Annotated in this window: 16 protein-coding genes and 1 pseudogene; 15 read left to right on the top strand and 2 right to left on the bottom strand. The window is 71.2% G+C overall.

Features of this window, described 5'->3' with window-relative positions; translation table 11 throughout:
* The first annotated feature begins 210 nt into the window (after positions 1 to 210).
* From ABZT17_RS38895 to ABZT17_RS38855, 9 genes are all read left to right on the top strand, one after another.
* Entirely contained in the window at positions 211 to 1,704 is a 1,494-nt protein-coding gene (locus tag ABZT17_RS38895) for a DEAD/DEAH box helicase (protein ID WP_356356416.1), read from the top strand.
* Between the two features lie 43 nt (positions 1,705 to 1,747).
* Positions 1,748 to 2,095 (top strand): CBS domain-containing protein, encoded by a 348-nt coding sequence (locus ABZT17_RS38890; RefSeq protein ID WP_356356414.1) that lies wholly within the window; start codon positions 1,748 to 1,750, stop codon positions 2,093 to 2,095.
* A 53-nt stretch (positions 2,096 to 2,148) separates the two neighbouring features.
* Positions 2,149 to 2,463: an SCO5918 family protein gene (locus ABZT17_RS38885; protein ID WP_356356412.1), complete on the top strand. Its 315-nt coding sequence runs from the start codon at positions 2,149 to 2,151 to the stop codon at positions 2,461 to 2,463.
* Positions 2,464 to 3,001: 538 nt separating this feature from the next.
* Complete coding sequence (locus tag ABZT17_RS38880) at positions 3,002 to 3,352, top strand: helix-turn-helix domain-containing protein (protein ID WP_356356411.1); 351 nt, start codon at positions 3,002 to 3,004, stop codon at positions 3,350 to 3,352.
* A 101-nt stretch (positions 3,353 to 3,453) separates the two neighbouring features.
* The gene (locus ABZT17_RS38875) at positions 3,454 to 3,987 is read left to right on the top strand and encodes a GNAT family N-acetyltransferase (protein ID WP_356356410.1); all 534 of its coding nucleotides are present in this window, start codon (positions 3,454 to 3,456) and stop codon (positions 3,985 to 3,987) included.
* 158 nt (positions 3,988 to 4,145) lie between these two features.
* The gene (locus ABZT17_RS38870) at positions 4,146 to 4,829 is read left to right on the top strand and encodes a HemK2/MTQ2 family protein methyltransferase (RefSeq protein WP_356356408.1); all 684 of its coding nucleotides are present in this window, start codon (positions 4,146 to 4,148) and stop codon (positions 4,827 to 4,829) included.
* A complete protein-coding gene (locus ABZT17_RS38865; RefSeq protein WP_356356406.1) occupies positions 4,813 to 5,049 on the top strand; it encodes a CDGSH iron-sulfur domain-containing protein in 237 nt (78 codons plus the stop codon). Before ABZT17_RS38870 ends, ABZT17_RS38865 begins: the two co-directional genes overlap by 17 nt.
* Positions 5,046 to 6,101, top strand: a complete 1,056-nt coding sequence (locus tag ABZT17_RS38860) for an iron-containing redox enzyme family protein (RefSeq protein WP_356356404.1) — start codon at positions 5,046 to 5,048, stop codon at positions 6,099 to 6,101. The genes ABZT17_RS38865 and ABZT17_RS38860 overlap by 4 nt, the downstream gene beginning before the upstream one ends.
* Positions 6,098 to 7,624: an FAD-dependent oxidoreductase gene (locus ABZT17_RS38855; protein ID WP_356356403.1), complete on the top strand. Its 1,527-nt coding sequence runs from the start codon at positions 6,098 to 6,100 to the stop codon at positions 7,622 to 7,624. Before ABZT17_RS38860 ends, ABZT17_RS38855 begins: the two co-directional genes overlap by 4 nt.
* A gap of 40 nt (positions 7,625 to 7,664) precedes the next feature.
* Here ABZT17_RS38855 and ABZT17_RS38850 read toward each other — a convergent pair whose 3' ends face one another.
* Positions 7,665 to 8,405 (bottom strand): ANTAR domain-containing protein, encoded by a 741-nt coding sequence (locus ABZT17_RS38850; RefSeq protein WP_356356401.1) that lies wholly within the window; start codon positions 8,403 to 8,405, stop codon positions 7,665 to 7,667.
* Positions 8,406 to 8,562: 157 nt separating this feature from the next.
* Between ABZT17_RS38850 and ABZT17_RS38845 the strand changes: the two genes are divergently transcribed.
* On the top strand, positions 8,563 to 9,021 hold the full coding sequence (locus tag ABZT17_RS38845) for an SRPBCC family protein (protein WP_356356399.1): 459 nt from the start codon (positions 8,563 to 8,565) through the stop codon (positions 9,019 to 9,021).
* A gap of 18 nt (positions 9,022 to 9,039) precedes the next feature.
* Here the strand turns inward: ABZT17_RS38845 and ABZT17_RS38840 are convergent.
* A pseudogene (locus tag ABZT17_RS38840) lies at positions 9,040 to 9,306 on the bottom strand (cbb3-type cytochrome c oxidase subunit I); the annotation flags it as partial.
* Between the two features lie 249 nt (positions 9,307 to 9,555).
* Between ABZT17_RS38840 and ABZT17_RS38835 the strand changes: the two are divergent.
* The 5 genes from ABZT17_RS38835 (at position 9,556) to ABZT17_RS38815 (ending at position 16,977) form a co-directional block, all read left to right on the top strand.
* The gene (locus tag ABZT17_RS38835) at positions 9,556 to 9,999 is read left to right on the top strand and encodes a hypothetical protein (protein ID WP_356356397.1); all 444 of its coding nucleotides are present in this window, start codon (positions 9,556 to 9,558) and stop codon (positions 9,997 to 9,999) included.
* A gap of 1,495 nt (positions 10,000 to 11,494) precedes the next feature.
* On the top strand, positions 11,495 to 12,283 hold the full coding sequence (locus tag ABZT17_RS38830; RefSeq protein WP_356356395.1) for a type VII secretion protein: 789 nt from the start codon (positions 11,495 to 11,497) through the stop codon (positions 12,281 to 12,283).
* Positions 12,284 to 12,542: 259 nt separating this feature from the next.
* Positions 12,543 to 13,214, top strand: a complete 672-nt coding sequence (locus tag ABZT17_RS38825) for a glycoside hydrolase family 11 protein (protein WP_356356393.1) — start codon at positions 12,543 to 12,545, stop codon at positions 13,212 to 13,214.
* Positions 13,214 to 13,900, top strand: a complete 687-nt coding sequence (locus ABZT17_RS38820; RefSeq protein ID WP_356356391.1) for a polysaccharide deacetylase family protein — start codon at positions 13,214 to 13,216, stop codon at positions 13,898 to 13,900. Before ABZT17_RS38825 ends, ABZT17_RS38820 begins: the two co-directional genes overlap by 1 nt.
* 149 nt (positions 13,901 to 14,049) lie before the next feature.
* Entirely contained in the window at positions 14,050 to 16,977 is a 2,928-nt protein-coding gene (locus tag ABZT17_RS38815) for a M36 family metallopeptidase (protein WP_356356389.1), read from the top strand.
* Positions 16,978 to 17,393: the final 416 nt, after the last annotated feature.

Genomic DNA, 17,393 nt, shown 5'->3' with positions numbered 1-17,393 from the left:
CTGGGGCCCGCACCTCTGGGGTGCGGGCCCCAGCTCGCTGCTTTTCAGGAGCGCGCGACGGGAGGCTCCATCACATCACCGACCGACCCGGTGAAACATTCCCCGTCGCTCCGACCCGCCCCACATCGAATTCGGCTCGTCTCGAAATTCTCTGCGCCGCTCATCTGCTGCGGGAATTCCTTGTCACGCGCCCAACAAGGAAGGTTCCGCATGCAGCGCGCCCGCACATCCCGCACCTATGACCGCGTCGGAGGAGGCGCCGGCGCCAACCGCTCCGGTGGCCCGCGCCGTGCCAAAACCAACGGAAACCGACGGCCCGGACGAGCCGTACAGGGCGAGTTCACGGCCCCCGAGACGATCACACCCCCGCTGCCCGCCGTCGGGGCGTTCGCCGATCTCGCCCTGCCCGCACGGCTGTTGGCCGCGCTCGGCCGCGAAGGCGTGACCGTACCCTTCCCGATCCAGGCGGCGACCCTGCCGAACTCCCTGGCCGGTCGTGACGTACTTGGCCGTGGCCGCACCGGCTCGGGCAAGACCCTCGCCTTCGGCCTCGCCGTACTGGCGCGCACGGCGGGGCGGCGTGCCGAGCCACGGCAGCCGCTCGCCCTGGTCCTCGTTCCCACCCGCGAGCTCGCCCAGCAGGTCACCGACGCGCTCACCCCGTACGCCCGCTCCGTGAGCCTGCGGATGGCCGCCGTCGTCGGAGGGATGTCCATCGGCAGGCAGGCCGGTGCGCTGCGCGCCGGGGCCGAGGTGGTCGTCGCGACGCCCGGGCGGCTCAAGGACCTCATCGAACGGGACGACTGCCGGCTGGACGATGTCGCCGTCACGGTCCTCGACGAGGCCGACCAGATGGCCGACATGGGCTTCATGCCCCAGGTCACCGCCCTGCTCGACCAGGTACGCCCCGGCGGGCAGCGGATGCTGTTCTCGGCCACCCTGGACCGCAACGTCGACCTGCTGGTCCGCCGCTACCTGACGGATCCGGTCGTGCACTCCGTCGACCCGTCAGCGGGCGCGGTCACCACGATGGAGCACCACATACTCCATGTCGACGACACGGACAAGCGCCGGACGACCACCGAGATCGCGGCGCGAGACGGTCGAGTGATCATGTTCCTCGACACCAAGCACGCGGTGGACCGGCTGACCAAGCACCTGCTGAGCAGCGGTGTCCGCGCCGCGGCCCTGCACGGTGGCAAGTCGCAGCCGCAGCGCACGCGGACCCTGGCCCAGTTCAAGAGCGGGCAGGTGACGGTCCTGGTGGCCACCAACGTCGCGGCGCGCGGGATCCACGTCGACAACCTCGATCTCGTCGTCAATGTGGATCCGCCCAGCGACCACAAGGACTACCTGCACCGGGGCGGTCGTACGGCGCGCGCGGGCGAGTCCGGCAGCGTCGTCACCCTGGTGACCCCTGATCAGCGTCGCGACATGAGCCGGCTGATGACCGCGGCGGGCATCACCCCCCGGATCACCCGGGTGCGGTCGGGCGAGGCGGAGTTGAGCCGCATCACAGGTGCCCAGGCCCCTTCCGGTGTCCCGGTCGTCATCGCCGCGCCGGAGGTGGAACGTCCCCGTGGCGCGACCTCCTCGTCCCGGGGCCGTCGGGGCCGCAGGGGCCAGTCCGGACAGGTCCGGCCGGTCGGCGAGGCGGCGCGGCGCAGGGCGCGGCGGCAGCCCGGCTTCGGCTCGGCCGCATAGGCCGCCTGTGATCACCAGCCCATCCCTTCCCGTAGGAGGCACCATGACGACGGCTCAGGCGCGGCAGCAGGCGGCGGATCGCTCCCCCGAGCCCGTGGTGGGCGACAGGGACATGTCCGGACCCCGGGTCCGTGACGACATGACGGTCGAGGTGGCTCTGTCCCTCATGGCCGGAGCCCGTGTCGACCACCTCGTCCTGTGCGACGGGGACGACGAGAGCACGGGTCTGATCACCCTGGCCCGGCTCGCCGTTCTCCGCGGCAGCCCCACCTACACGGACCGGATCCGGCTACGGGACATCCTCGACGAACCGTTCACCGCGCCCGGCACCCGGCCCGACCCCGCAGGGGAGCATGGCCGGACCCCTGGCATCCTCGCCCTCGCCCGCTGATCCGCCTCACCCGTTCGGCCCGCTCTCCATCTCTTTCTCCTCTGTGAGGCATCATGCGCTGTGTCATCGCCCGGTACCCGTTCGAGCTCACCAAGAACGGGGTGCTGGCCTCCATGAAGGGCATCACTCCCGAGCCCGTCACGGGTGAGTCCGTGACCATCGGCCGCCGCCGCTACCCGCTCAAGCAGGTGGGCGAGGTCATCACCCGACAGGACCGCCGCGACTTCACCAGCGGCGAAGTCGTCCGGGCCATGACCAGCCTCGGTTTCACCTGCCACGCCCACCCCGACACCGTGCCGGTGCGCGTCCCCACTCCGCTCCAGACCGCTTCGGCGCTGCTCGGAGGTATCGCCACCCAGGAGGTATGAGCGCAGGCGGAAAACCGCCATCAAGGACCCGGTGAGGGCCCTGCCGACGCGCGTCGGCAGGGCCCTCACCGTCGTATCCCCACCCGTCGTATCCCCACCCGTCGTATCGCCGTCCGTACCGGGATCTGTGACCCGGGCGGGCCAAAATCTGTTCTTGTCAGAGTAGACATCGGCGCCTGGTGCGGTTAGTCTTTTTCTCGTTGAGACGGTCAAGAGAGACCCGGCAGACACGAACTGGCGGGTAGCAGTACGGCAGTACCCGTTCATCAAGTGGTCGGTAAGAGAAAGAAACGGAGGAGCAGACGCCATCAGGATCGCCCGGTCCGGGGAGCTCTCGGTCCGGGTACCGCAAGACCCGGAATGGATGGTGGTCCCCGGTCACGCAGCCGCGATCCCCGCACCCCTCCCCTCGCGGGGCCGGGTAGCGGAAACAGAAGGTCGGCAGAGCATCAGCGCCGGCAGATGGTGTTGAATTCCCTTCGGGGCCTTGGTGCCGTACGGCACCAAGGCCCCTCGACGCGTTGCACAACGAGGTGACATGGCAGCAGATACTCCGCTCAACGGTCGTCTGGACGACGACGACTACCCCGCGTACACCATGGGCCGGGCCGCCGAAATGCTCGGCACCACCCCCGCCTTCCTCCGGGCCATCGGTGAGGCTCGTCTGATCACGCCGCTGCGCTCGGAGGGCGGACATCGCCGTTACTCCCGCTACCAGCTGCGGATCGCCGCCCGCGCCCGCGAGCTCGTCGACAGGGGAACCCCGATCGAGGCCGCTTGCCGCATCGTCATCCTCGAGGACCAGCTCGAGGAGGCTCAGCGCATCAACGCCGAGTACCGCCGTGCCGCGAACGAAGCGGCCGCCCGTCCGGGTCACGACCCGAGTTGATCATCCGGCAGGTAGTCGTCGGCCCGCACCCGCACCCGCACCCGCACCCGACAGGGGAAGCGCATTCACGAGGCCGATGCTTGCCCACGTAGCCTGCGCGGATGAGGGAAACCGTGACGTATCTCGAAATGACCGCCCCTGATCAGCTCGATCCGGCGGCTCCCGTCCCCGGTCTGGTTCTGGAGCCCTTGGCGCGGGACTCGCCTCTGGTGGTCGACATCCAGGCCAGGATCGGCGCCCCTCACGGCTGGAAGAGCGCGACTCGGAGCGCGGAGGAGTGGCGCGTCTGGTTCGCGGGGGCCCCGGACCGGCTCTACCGGCTGCTGTCCTTCGAGGGTGAACCAGCGGGCCTCGTCTCCTACGATCTCCATCCGGTCGACGAGGAGACCGAGAGGGAGGCCGGGCAACAGGTCGAGGTGGAGATCGAGACCTTCGGGCTGGTGCCGGAGTTCGTCGGCAAGGGCCTGGGAGGGTTCGCGTTGACGCTGGGGATCCGTCAGGCGTGGGCGCTGGCGCCCGTGGTGACCAGGGTCTGGCTGCACACCTCGACGTGGGACCACCCCCGTGCCCTGCCCAACTACCACCGTCGAGGTCTCCGCACCTTCAGGACCACGGAAGGCGAGCGCGAGTCGTAGGGAACACCCCGCGGGCAGGCGAGTGTGGATCACCGGGGGCTGGGCACCCAGGAGGGCGACACAGACTGGCCCACATCCGTCCCTTTACCCGTAAAACACCCGGCGGCGGAGTGTGGAATCGGTGCCCCCGCGGGCGCCCCGCCGAACGGAGACGTGTGATGACGGTGGACAGCTTGGCGGTCGTACCGCCGGCTCTTCCCTTCAGCCTGCCCGGGGTCTACGCCCCGCAGTGGGACACCGGCCTGCTGGCGCGCGCGCTGCACCGGGAGGGGGTCGGGGCGGCCACCGAGGTGCTCGACCTCGGCACCGGCAGCGGCGCCCTCGCCGTGCAGGCCGCTCGGCTGGGCGCCAAGGTGACGGCCGTCGACATCTCCCGGCTGGCCGTGCTGACCACGCGGGTCAACGCGCTGCTGTCCGGCCAGCGGGTCCGCGTCCGGCGTGGCGATCTCGCCGACGCGGTGCCGGGGCGTTCGTACGACCTGGTGGTCAGCAACCCGCCCTATGTGCCCTCGCCCTCCGCCCGGCCGCCGCGCCGTGGCCGGGCCCGGGCGTGGGACGCGGGCCGGGACGGACGCGCCTTCGTGGACCGGATCTGCGCCGCCGCGCCCACGGTGCTGCGGCCGGGCGGTGTCCTGCTGATCGTGCACTCCGGTCTGTGCGGCAGCCGGGCCACCCTGCAGCGCCTGGCGCACGCCGGACTGCGGGCGTCGGTCACCGACCGGGCGGTGGTGCCGTACGGCCCGGTGTTGCGCTCCCGGCGGCCCTGGCTGGTGCGGGAAGGCCTGGTGGACGGCGCCGAGAACCGAGAGGAACTGGTGGTCATCCGTGCCGAGCAGCACTGAGCGTCCGAGCAGCACTGAGCGTCCGCGTCGAGTGATCGTCGAGCAGGGTGGGCCGCTGCTGGTGGAGGGTCCGGTCGAGGTGGAACTGCCCGACGGCAATCTCGCCACCTCCCGGCGCTTCATGGTCGCGCTGTGCACCTGCCGCCGCAGTCGTGCCTACCCGTGGTGCGACACCAGCCACCGCCGCCGTACCAAGCCCGACCAGGAGCCGACGACGTGAGCGGGCCCCGGCTTCCCGAGGCGCGCGGCGAGTTGTCGGGGACGGTGCTGAGCGCGCTGCTCGACGGCCGCCGGCCGCGGCCCCCGTCGTCCCCGTCGTCCCCTTCGTCCCCGGACCGCCACGACCCCTACGGCGACGATCTGCAGCTCGCCCTCTATCTCCTCTACGAGCTCCACTACCAGGGGTTCGAGGAGGTGCCCGACGACCGCGAGTGGGACCCGGACCTGCTGGCGCTGCGCCGCCTCCTGGAGGACCGGTTCCTCTCGGCCCTGCGCGCCGATGTCCCACCGCGCTCCGACGCCGGGCGGGCGCTGGACGGGCTGCTCGTGGAGCCCACCGGTCACGACGACACCAGCGTCAGCCACCACCTGCAACGCGACGGTGAGCTGTGGCAGTTCAGGGAGTACGCCGCCCTGCGCTCCCTCTACCACCTCAAGGAGGCCGACCCGCACGCCTGGGTCATCCCCCGGCTGCGCGGACGGGCCAAGGCGGGCATGGTGGCGGTCGAGTTCGACGAGTTCGGTGCCGGTCGCGCGGACGAGATCCACGCCCGGCTCTTCGCCGACCTGATGCGTGATCTGGGCCTGGACACGGACTACGGGCACTATCTGGGGTCCGCGCCCGCCGAGGCGCTCGCCACGGTGAACCTGATGTCCCTGTTCGGGCTGCACCGGGCCCTGCGCGGCGCGCTCGTCGGCCACTTCGCGACGGTGGAGGTGACGTCGTCGCCGGGCTCCCGCCGGCTGGCCACGGCGCTGCGCCGGCTGGGCGCGGGGGCGGCGGCACAGCGGTTCTACGACGAGCACGTGGAGGCGGACGCCGTGCACGAGCAGGTCGTACGCCACGAGGTGGTCGGCGGGCTCCTGGCCGAGGAGCCCGGCCTCGAAGCCGACATCGCCTTCGGCGTCCACGCCACCGGCTTCCTCGAGGACCGGCTCGCCGCCCACCTCCTCACCGCCTGGCGGCAACAGCGCAGCGCCCTGCGCGTCCCGCTGAGCGACGGGGGGCATTCCCGCATCGGTGTCCGCGGCGGGGGAACCCGGGGTTCATGAACACGTTCGCCGCGGAGCAGAGGTCGTACTGGATCGCCACGGCCCCGCAAGGGGAGCCGTACCCGGCGCCGGACGGGGACATCACCGTCGACGTCGCCGTGATCGGCGCGGGGATCGCGGGGCTCAGTACGGCCTGGGAGCTGGCGCGCAGCGGACGTGGGGTGGCACTGCTGGAGGCCGGCCGGATCGCCTGCGGGGTCACGGGCCACACCACCGCCAAACTGAGCGCGCTGCACACCCTCGTCTACGAGCGGCTGCGCCGTACCCGGGGAGCCGAGGCGGCGAGGCTCTACGCCGACTCACAGACGCGGGCCCTGGAGCGCGCCGCCGCGATCGTGGACGAGCTGGGGATCGACTGCGACTGGGAGGAGACGGCGGCCTACACCTACGTGGAGGATCCGGCGCGCACCCCGGAACTCAGGGCCGAGGCGGAAGCCGCCCGGGAAGCGGGCCTGGCCGCCGACTACGTGACCGGGACGGGGCTGCCGTTCGATGTCGCGGGCGCGGTCCGGGTCACCGGGCAGGCGCAGTTCCATCCCCGGAAGTACCTGCTGGCGCTGGCCGACGACCTGCTCCGGCAGGGCGCGCGGATCTACGAGAACACCCGCGTCGTCGGCCTCAAGGAGGGCGAGCCCTGCCGTCTGACGACCGAGTCGGGGGCCACGGTCACCGCCCGGGACGTCGTGGTCGCCACCCACTACCCGATCTTCGACCGCGCCCTGCTGTTCACCCGGCTCTCCCCGCGCCGCGAGCTGGTCTGGGCGGCACCCGTGCCCGCCGATCTCGATCCGCAGGGCATGTTCATCACCCCCGAGCAGGGCACCCGCTCGGTGCGCACGGCTCCCTACGAGGACGGCCGGCGGCTGCTGATCGTCACCGGGGAGCACTTCGGCCCGGGTACCGCCGATGCCGAGGCGCGGTTCGAGCGGCTGGCCGACTGGGCCGTGGAACGGTTCGGGAAGCTCGACTTCGCGTATCGCTGGGCGACGCAGGACAACGACTCCACCGACTCCGTGCCCCTCGTCGGACCGCTGCCCACCCCGGGGCGACACACCTATGTGGCGACCGGGTTCGGCGGCTGGGGCCTGAGCAGCAGCATCATGGCCGGCCGGCTGCTGACCGATCTGATCAACGGGCGCGATTCCGAGTGGAGCGGGCTGTACGATCCCCGCCGGCTGGGCACCGTCGTACGCGAGGCGCCCGCCTTCCTCAAGCACCAGGCACATGTCGCCCGGCACTTCGTCGGCGACCGGCTGCCGACCGGGTGGGGCGCCTCCACGGACGGCATCGCGCCGGGAGACGGCGCGGTCGTCCTCGTCGGCGGTCACCACTGGGCCGTCCATCGCGACGACGAGGGCGAGCTCCACGCGGTCGCCGCCCGCTGTACGCATCTGGGCTGTCTGGTCGCCTTCAACCGGGCGGAGCGCACCTGGGAGTGCCCCTGCCACGGCTCCCGCTTCGACCCGGAGGGCAACGTCGTCCAGGGTCCGGCCATCCGGCCACTGGAGCACCGCGACCTCTGAGAGGCCTCCCGGACCTCTGAGAGGCCTCCCGTCCACGCCATCACTGCTCCGTACCGGAAGGCGTCCCCTCTCCGCCGCGCCGGGCGCGGCGGCGGCGTCGTACGGCCGCGTCGTTCAGTGCTCGGCGCAGTGGTTCGGCGGGGGCGTCCCCGTCGACGCTGGTGACGACCGCCGTGGCGACGGTCTTCAGCTTCATGTTCGTGTGCTGGGACGCCTCGCGCAGTATCGCCCAGGCGTCCTCGGCGCCGCAGGCCTCCACGGCCATGATGATGCCGCGGGCCTGGTCGATCACCGGGCGGGACTCGATCGCCTGGTGCAGCTGCCGGACCTCCTCCTGCAGATGGTCCACCTGTTCCGCGCGTTCGACAGCCGCGCCGGACGCGTGCAGCCCCTCCTCGGAGGGCGGCGGAGCAGCCGGACGGGCATCGCTGCCGAGGTCCGCCACGACCTCCGACACACCGGTGATCTCCAGGACCCGGAGGGGCTGGCCGCGCCAGTTGACGGTCCGGACGGGGAGGTCACCGAGGTCGCTGTACTCCTGCAGACGGACCAGGAACTCCAGTCCGGAGGAGTCCATGAAGCTCACGTCGGCCATGTCCAGGACAAGCTCGGTCGATGTGCGCGGCAGCTTGTCCAGCGCGTGCTCCAGGACGGGCACACAGCCGTACACGAGCTCGCCGTGGAAGGTCAGGACCGCGGTGGTCCCCTTCATCTCGCTGCGGATGGCCAGCGCCTTCGCGCCGACCGAATCCGCCAGTGACCGGATGCGGGGTTCGGGCATGTCGTCACCTCGAGGATCGGCCGACCGTCAAGCCGCCTTGGGCACCCCCTTCCCACCGCACGGCGGATTACTCCGCTTGATCCGCCGGATCCGTGCAACGTGCTGGCCGCCGTCCGGGGTACCCGGTCCACCGTCGACACCCGAAGGAGGCTTGAACATGAGCACAGTGAAGGAAGCGGTCGAGGTCGCCGTACCGGTCCGTACCGCGTACAACCAGTGGACCCAGTTCGCGGAGTTCCCGAAGTTCATGGAGGGCGTCGAGGAGGTGACCCAGCTCGACGACACCCACAACCACTGGACCACCAAGATCGGCGGAGTGCGGCGCGAGTTCGACACCGAGATCGTGGACCAGCTGCCGGACGAGCGGATCGCCTGGCGCACGGTCGGCGGCGACACCCGGCAGATGGGCATGGTGCGCTTCCAGAGCCTGGACGACCTGCACACGCGGGTGGAACTCGTCATGGACGTCGATTCCAGCGGAGCCGTGGAGAAGGCAGCCGATGTGCTCGGAGTGATGGACCGGCGGGTCAAGGGCGACATGCGGCGCTTCAAGGAGTACATCGAGGCGCGCGGCGGTGAGTCCGGTTCGTGGCGCGGTCGTGTCACCCCCGGCTGAGGCCCGCTTCCGTCAGCCGAGCATCATGATCGTGCCGTGGATGGTGAAGAGCTGGTTGTAGGTGTGCTCGTTCATGAACTGCAGCCCGGGGCGGGCGAGTTCGGCGCGCATCGCCATCGCGAGGAGTCCGGCGAACAGGAAGAAGCAGAAGGCCGTGACCATGTAGAGGCGGCCGATCACCTTGTGGTCGGTGGTGGTCGCCCAGTTCAGCAGAGTACGTCCGAGGGAGGGCTCCGGGGCAGCCCGTCGCCGGCGGTCCCCGACACGTACTGACGGTTCGGTCATCGTCCTCCTCCACGGCCGGGCCACCGGGCGGGTGCCCTGGCCCTCGGGACGGAAACCGGCGGCCACGAGCGGGTACGCGGCGTGGCGACGCTACTGCCGGCCCCGGACGATTCCCTCCGCGCCACGCCCTCTGTCCTCCGTCAGGGGGTTCTGCGGGCGTTTTGACGGTGTGGGGATTCCGTGCGGTGTTGTGTGCGCCCGAAGTGAGGGCCGACCAGGGGAGTTTCGCCCGGTGATAAGTTCGAACGCGTGATGTCTACGGGGGCTTCGAGCCGTACGAGGCCGGCGTCGAGCCCTGTGCGGGCCTGGAGTTGGGGTCCTGCCGCGGTACGGGGTGTCGCCGGCGCGGCGGTCGTCGGCTTGGCGCTGGTGGCCGCCGTACTGACCCGGCAGGAGTTCGCCGCACCGGCCGTCGGGGTCGCGCTCCCGCTTGTCGCCGGCGGGGCCCTGGGGGTGTGTGGGGTGTGGAGTCTCGGGGAGGCGCACGACTGGTCTGCAGCCGTACGACTGCCCCTCATCGGCGTGCCGGCCGTCCTGGCGCTCGGTGTCCGGACGGTGCGCCCGACCGAGCGCGTACGGCTGCGGGCACGGCGGTCGGGCGAGCTGCTCGAGTCGGTCGGGGTGGTCGCGCTGGTCCCCCTGGTGATCGGCGTCTTCGGGGTGTACGGGCAACCGCTCGACACCTTCGCGTAGGCATGAGGCGGCAGGGATGAACCTGGCTCAGCACGGTGACGACGGCGACGAGACGCCGGGGTCCGGCCCGCGCGGTTCCGAGGCCACGGTCCGCCCTGGGGCTGCGGTGAGCCCGCTCAGCGACGAGGAGAACGACGACACGACACACCTGCCCCCAACGGACACGGCATCGGGGACTCCGGGGACTGCGGGGACTCCGGGGACTGCGGCGGCATCGGAGACCCCGAGGGCTTCGGGGACTTCGGCGGCGACGGCGGCGACGGCGACGGCGGCGACGGCAACATCGGGGGCATCGGACGCCAAGGCCCCCCTTCCGGTCCGCCACCCCGACGAGCCCCGCCCCAACCCAGCCGACTGGCGCCAACGCCGCTCACGCAACGGCTTCGGGGCGCCCTCGGGAGGCGTGGGGCAGACGGAGGAGGAAGGGCCGCGGGGGCTGACACCGCAGACGGCGCGGGCGCATAGGCCGGAGCAGCAGCTGACGCAGGGGCCGGAGCAGGGGCTGACACAAGGGCCGGTGCGAGAGCTGACGCAGGGGTCGAAGGCGCCGCTGACGCAAGAGCCGGAGCGGGAGCTGACGCAGGAGCCGGAGCAGCAGCTGGCACAAGGGCCGGTGCGAGAGCTGACGCAGGGGTCGAAGGCGCCGCTGACGCAAGAGCCGGAGCGGGAGCTGACGCAGGAGCCGGAGCAGGGGCCGGAACTGACGCATGAGCCGAACCCGGAACAGGCACAGAGGCCGAACCCGGAACCGGAACAGGCACAGGAACTGACGCAGGGGCCGGAGCGGGAGCAGGGGGCAACGCGGGAGCAGGGGGCGGGACACGGTCAAGGGCCGGAGCGGGAGCAGGAGCACTGGGCGGAGGAGGGAACGGCAGGGCCGCTGACCGACTTCGACCCGCAGCCGGTGCCCGAGCCGGCCGCGCGGCCTCTGCCGACGCAGGTCCCACCGGCCGTACCGACACAGGCGCCTCAACTCGTCCCGCCCCACCCCCTGCCGACTACCGGCAACACCCTCACCGCACCCGTCGCGCCCCCCATAGCCGCGTACCCGTCGACACCCCCGCGTCCTACCACCCCACCCCACCCCCAGCCGCCAACTCCCGCCCCCAGCCACCCCCTGACCGCGCACCCACCGACACCCCCGTCCCCGGCCACCGCACCCCAACCCCACCCACCAACCACCGCCCCCAGCCACCCCCTGGCCACGCACCCACCGACACCCCCGTCCCCCGCCACCACACCCCAACCCCAACCCCAGCCCCCGACCCCGCACCCCCCATCCGCCGCTCCCAACCACCCGCACCCACCCACCAGCGCCACCCCCGTAGTCCGCCCCCGCGCTGCCGCGTCGGCGGTCTCCGGTCCCGCCCCCGAATCCGTCCCCACCCTCGACCCCCGGCTCGCGCTCGCTCTCGGGAAGCCGGTGCGTGGGGACTCTCTCGGGCGGCGTACCGGGCAGTCGTTGCGGCGGCTGGCTTCGTCCGCTTCGCAGGAGGTGGCCGAAGAGACCCGTATCGGGCGGGAGTTGCAGCAGCCGATCGGCAGCGGGCGGGTCATCGCCGTGACGTCGATCCGGGGCGGGGTGGGCAAGACGACCACCACCGCGCTCCTCTCTCACGCGTTCACCCACTACCGGCACGACCCCGTCCTCACCCTCGAAGCGGACGCCGCGCTGGGGACGCTGCCGGTGCGACTCGGCGCGCGAACGGTCCGCTGGTCGGCCCCCGACCTCGCCCAGATCCTCACCCCGTCCATGCAACTCACCGACGTCATCGGCTACTTGGTACCGCTGTCCGGCGGCGGCTGGCTGCTCCCCGCGAGCCAGGGACGGGTCGGCGCGCCCCTGGACGTCCGGACGTACCGCAAGGTGACCCTGGCCCTGCGCCGCTACTTCGCCGTGACGGTCGTGGACTGCGAGACGCTGCCGGGGGAGGTCGCCCGTACGGCGATGGACACGGCGCACGCCCGTGTCGTCGTCGCCCCGCTCACCGCCGAGGGCGTGGGCGGCACCCGGGTCGTCCTGGACTGGCTGGCCCAACTGCCGCACGAGGCCCTGGCCTGCACCGTCGTAGCGCTGATTTCCGGCACCCCGGACCTCAACCTCGACCTGAGGACGGCGACCGCGCACCTGCGCGAGACCGGGGTCTCCATCGTGCATCTGCCCTACGACCGCCATCTCGCCGCCGGCGGCCCGATCCGTACCGATCTGCTGGGCTCGGCCACGCGCCGTGCGGCCACGCGACTGGCGGCGGAGGCCTTGCAGCGTGCGGCACGGGTCCGCTGACACGACACGGCCCCCGTCCCACCCCTGACGCATCCCCTCACCCATCCCCCTCCCCCATCCCCCCAGCCCTCATCCCCCATCCCACAGTCATACCGGGAATACCTCGAAACATTCGAATAAATGAGCGCGTGATTTGATCTAGTCATGAGCTGGAAAAATAACAAACAGCCATCCCCAAGAGCATTTTCTCTTTCCGAACGTTCCGAAATAGCTGCCGAAACTGTTGACGCTTGACGCGCACAGGCCAACACTCGGCCCCATGACACCCGCACCCGTACACCTGACAAGCCGTCGGCAGGCCTGCGCCCTGCTGCTCGGCGGAGCGGCCGCGCTCGCGCTGCCCGGTACCGCTCAGGCCGCCACCGTCATCACCACGAACCAGACGGGGACCAACAACGGCTACTACTACTCGTTCTGGACCGACGCACAGGGCACGGTCTCCATGACCCTGGGCTCCGGCGGGAACTACAGCACCAGCTGGCGCAACACCGGGAACTTCGTCGCCGGAAAGGGCTGGAGCAACGGCTCGCGCAGGACGGTGAGTTACTCGGGCGGCTTCAGCCCGTCCGGCAACGGCTACCTGTCCCTCTACGGATGGACGTCGAGCCCGCTCGTCGAGTACTACATCGTCGACAACTGGGGCACCTACCGGCCGACGGGCACCTACAAGGGCACCGTGACCAGCGACGGCGGCACCTACGACATCTACCAGACGACCCGCTACAACGCGCCGTCCGTGGAGGGCACCAAGACCTTCAACCAGTACTGGAGCGTCCGGCAGTCCAAGCGGACGGGCGGCTCCATCACCACCGGCAACCACTTCGACGCATGGGCCCGCGCCGGGATGCCCCTCGGCAGCTTCAAGTACTACATGATCCTCGCGACCGAGGGCTATCAGAGCAGCGGCAGCTCCAACATCACGGTGGCGTGATGAGCGCCCGAACACCGTTCCCCTTACGGCCGTTGACCACGGCCCTGGCCACTCTCGCGCTCGCCGCCACCGGCACCCTCGCCCTCCACCCGTCCCCCGCCCACGCCGCCGCCTGCAACGGCTACGTCGGCCTGACCTTCGATGACGGCCCCTCCAGCCACACCGCCGCCCTGCTCAACTCCCTGAAACAGAACGGGCTACGGGCCACCATGTTCAACGAGGGCCAGTACGCCGCCGCCTACCCGGCCCAGGTGAAGGCCCAGGTGGACGCCGGCATGTGGGTCGGCAACCACAGCTACACCCACCCGCACCTCACCCAGCTCGGCCAGGCGCAGATCGACTCCGAACTCTCCCGCACCCAGACGGCGATCGCGGCGGCGGGCGGCGGCACACCGAAGCTGTTCAGACCGCCGTACGGCGAGACCAACGCGACGGTGCGGACCGTGGAGGCCAAGTACGGCCTGACCGAGATCATCTGGGACGTGGACTCGCAGGACTGGAACGGCGCCGGTACGGACGCGATCGTGGCCGCCGCCGGGCGGCTGACCAACGGCCAGGTCATCCTGATGCACGACTGGGCCACCAACACGCTCGCCGCCGTACCGCGCATCGCCCAGCAACTGGCCGCACGCGGTCTGTGCGCCGGCCGGATCTCCCCGCAGACGGGCCGGGCCGTGGCCCCCTGACGGGAAACCCGGCGCGCGACCTGTGTGACTTCTGTGACAATTGAAGATCCAGGGTTTATGGGGTGCGGGGTGTACTGAAAGGGTCTGGGCGTACAAAACGACCGCTGTCCGCGGCCGTTGGGCCCTCACCCCCCACGAGGCAGACAGACATGGCGAAAGCCTCCGCGCACAGAACGCGTGCGACCATACTCTCCGCGACGGCCGGCCTTGCGCTGGCCGTCGCCTTTCTGCCCGGCGCGGCGAGCGCCACGCAGAACACCCCGGCGGACGACGGCTCTGCGGCCGCGACCACACCGCCCACGCCCTCGCAGCAGAGCCTGATACGCCGCGACGCCCGCCTCACCAAAGCCGAACAGCGGTCCGGCGTAAGGAAGTTGCGCAAGCAGCTCGGCACCGAGGGCGTCCTCCAACTGGACCCGGCCACCGGCACCGCCCGCGAGGTCGCCAAGCTCGACGGATATCTCACCCCGCCCACCGATTCGACGCCCGAAGAGGTCGTACGACGGTATCTGCGGGCCCATCCCGATGTGTTCGGCCTCTCCGCCGCGCAGGTCGACGCCCTGACCCTGCGCAAGCAGTACACGGATGTCGCGGGGATACGGCAGCTGTCGTTCACGCAGTCGGTCGACGGCGTCCCGCTGTTCGGCAGCGGCGTCAAGGCGAACGTCTCCCGGGACGGACGCCTGATCAGCGTCCAGGGATCACCCGTACGCGACCTGCCCTCCTCGCTGCCGACCGCCCGGGTGACCGGGACACAGGCCAAGCGCGAGGCCGTACGGGACATCTCCGGCACCGGGGCCGACGCCTCGAAGTCCGACGACGCCAAGCAGGTCGTCTACACGGCGGGCGGCGGCGCCCGCCGGGCCTGGCAGACCATCACCACCCCCGACGGCCACGGCATGTGGCTGCACATCGTCGACGCGGGCACCGGCCGGGTCCTGTACCGCCAGAGCCTGTCCTCCGACCTCGCCGCGTCCGGCACCGGGACCGGCACCGCCGCCGCGGCCGCCGCGCCCCTCGCCGCCCCGACCGGCAACCTGCTCCGCAGCGGCAAGGTACTCGTCTGGGACCGCTACCCGGGCGCCCCGACCGGCGGCAAGCAGCACTCCGCCGACCTCGGCCTGGGCGGCCGGAACTGGCTGCCGCCGGGCGCCAAGACGCTCAAGGGCCGGATCGCGCACGTCTTCAGTGACGTCAACGACAACAACAAGGTGGACGCCGGCGAGGAGATCACCCCGAACGCCAACGGGTCCTTCTCCTTCCGCTTCAAGCCCTTCTCCGGCACCAACTGCGACAAGCCGCTGCCCTGCTCCTGGGACCAGAAGAAGCCGAACTCCTGGAAGACCAACCGCAAGCAGAACGCGGCGCAGCTCTACTACTACCTGGGCACCTACCACGACCACCTGGAGGCCGCCCCGATCGGCTTCACCCGCGCGGCCGGCAACTTCGACGGCCGTGACGGGGACGCGGTGGACGCCCAGAGCGACGACGGCGCGGCCGTGAACGCCGGGCTGCCGGACGAGAACCACCTCAACAACGCCAACATGGGCACGCCGCCCGACGGAACGGCGCCCACCATGCAGATGTACCTGACCGGTTCGGGCACCGGGTACACCGTGCTGCAGGGCAACTGGGGCGACGACGCGGCCACCGTCTACCACGAGTACACGCACGGCCTGTCCAACCGTCTCGTCGTGGACGCCGACGGCGTCTCGGCCCTCACCGGCCAGCAGGGCGGGGCGATGGGCGAGGCGTGGAGCGACTGGTACGCCCTCGACTTCCTGAACAACCTGAAGCTGCTCAAGGACAACCCGGCCGTCGACGGCGAGGTGGCCCTCGACCCGCCCAAGTGGACGGACGAACTCCCCTCCCGCAGCCAGCCCCTGGACTGCCCGGTCGGCTCCACCTCCGCCAAGTGCCCCGGCACAAGGACGGCGGGCAAGGGCGGTTACACGTACGGCGACTACGGCAAGATCTACAGCCGCGGCCCCGAGGTCCACGCGGACGGCGAGATCTGGAGCGAGACCCTCTGGGACCTGCGCAACGCCCTGGGCACCAAGCTCACCGAGTCCCTCGTGACCCGCGCCATGGCGCTCTCCCCGGCGAACCCCTCCTTCCTGGACCAGCGCAACGCGATCCTCCAGGCGGACACGGTCGTCAACGGCGGGCGGGCCCACGACACCATCTGGAAGGTCTTCGCCCACCGGGGCATGGGCTACTTCGCCGCGGCCCTCTCCACCGACGACACCAAGCCCGACGAGGACTTCTCCCTGCCGCCCGGCCCGAACACCCCGACGACCACCCTCACCGGCAAGGTCACCGACACCGCCACGGGCACCCCCGCGGCCGGCGTCACGGTCAGCATCAGCGGCCACAACTCCGGCTTCCCCGGCGCCGACTTCTCGGCCCTGACGGCCGCGGACGGCACGTACACCATCAAGGACGTGCCCGACGGCACGTACCGCAAGGTCTACGCGAGCGGCAACGGCTACGAGCCCCAGCTCCGCACCCTGGACGTCAAGTCCGGCTCCGCCGCCGCCGACTGGCAGCTCACCCGCGACTGGGCGGCGGCCTCCGGCGGCGCCACGGTGGCGGACTTCACCGGACCCGACTACACCGACTCCGGCTGCGGCCCGAACGGCCTGATCGACCTCTCGGCGGCGGTCTGGGGCTCGGAGGCCAAGAACGGCACCAACGGCACGGGCGTGGACCCGGTCCACAACACGGTCAAGCTCCCCGCCGCCGTGGACATCTCGTCCCTCCTCATCGACCCGACCGCGGGCTGCGGCGACGACGAGACGGCGTCCCTCGGTGACTACCGCGTCGAGACCTCCCCCGACGGCTCGACCTGGACCACCGCCGCGCAGGGCCACTTCAAGCCGGCCGACACCGGCCGCGAGAACACCGTGGCCCTCAAGTCCGGCACGGACAAGAACATCCAGTACGTCCGCCTGACCATGCTCGGCAACCAGGCCGCCGACAACGGCGTGAACTGCGCGACGGATCCGGGCGCCTCGGGCTGCTCGTACATGGACGTCACGGAACTGGTCGTCCACGGCGCGGCCCACACGAACTGACACCCCACGAAACCGAGGGCGGCACACCACCAACCGGTGCGCCGCCCTCACCATGCCAGGAGCCCTTGGCGTCGTGCATCACAGTGCGGCGCCGTGGGGGCTGGTCGCGCAGTTCCCCGCGCCCCTGAAAAGCATGCCGGCGCCCGGCGTTGCCATGAGCCGTCGGCCTCGTGCATCACAGTGCGGCGCCGTGGGGGCTGGTCGCGCAGTTCCCCGCGCCCCTGAAAGGCGTGCCGGCGCCCGGCGTTGATATGGGCCGTCGGTCCTGCGCGCCTGAAAAGCAGGGCGTGCAGTCGCCCTCGGGCAGAAGGCCAGGCGGGCCTTGGGCGTCGTGCAGGCGCGTACGGCGGGGAGGGGACGGGACGGGGGGTGTCCGCCCGCAGCGGCGGGCGTCCGGCACCGGGTGCCCTGTCGAA

The organism is Streptomyces sp. NPDC005648 (genome assembly GCF_040605395.1).
GTDB lineage: Bacteria > Actinomycetota > Actinomycetes > Streptomycetales > Streptomycetaceae > Streptomyces.
This window is presented reverse-complemented; position numbering and strand designations above follow the sequence as displayed.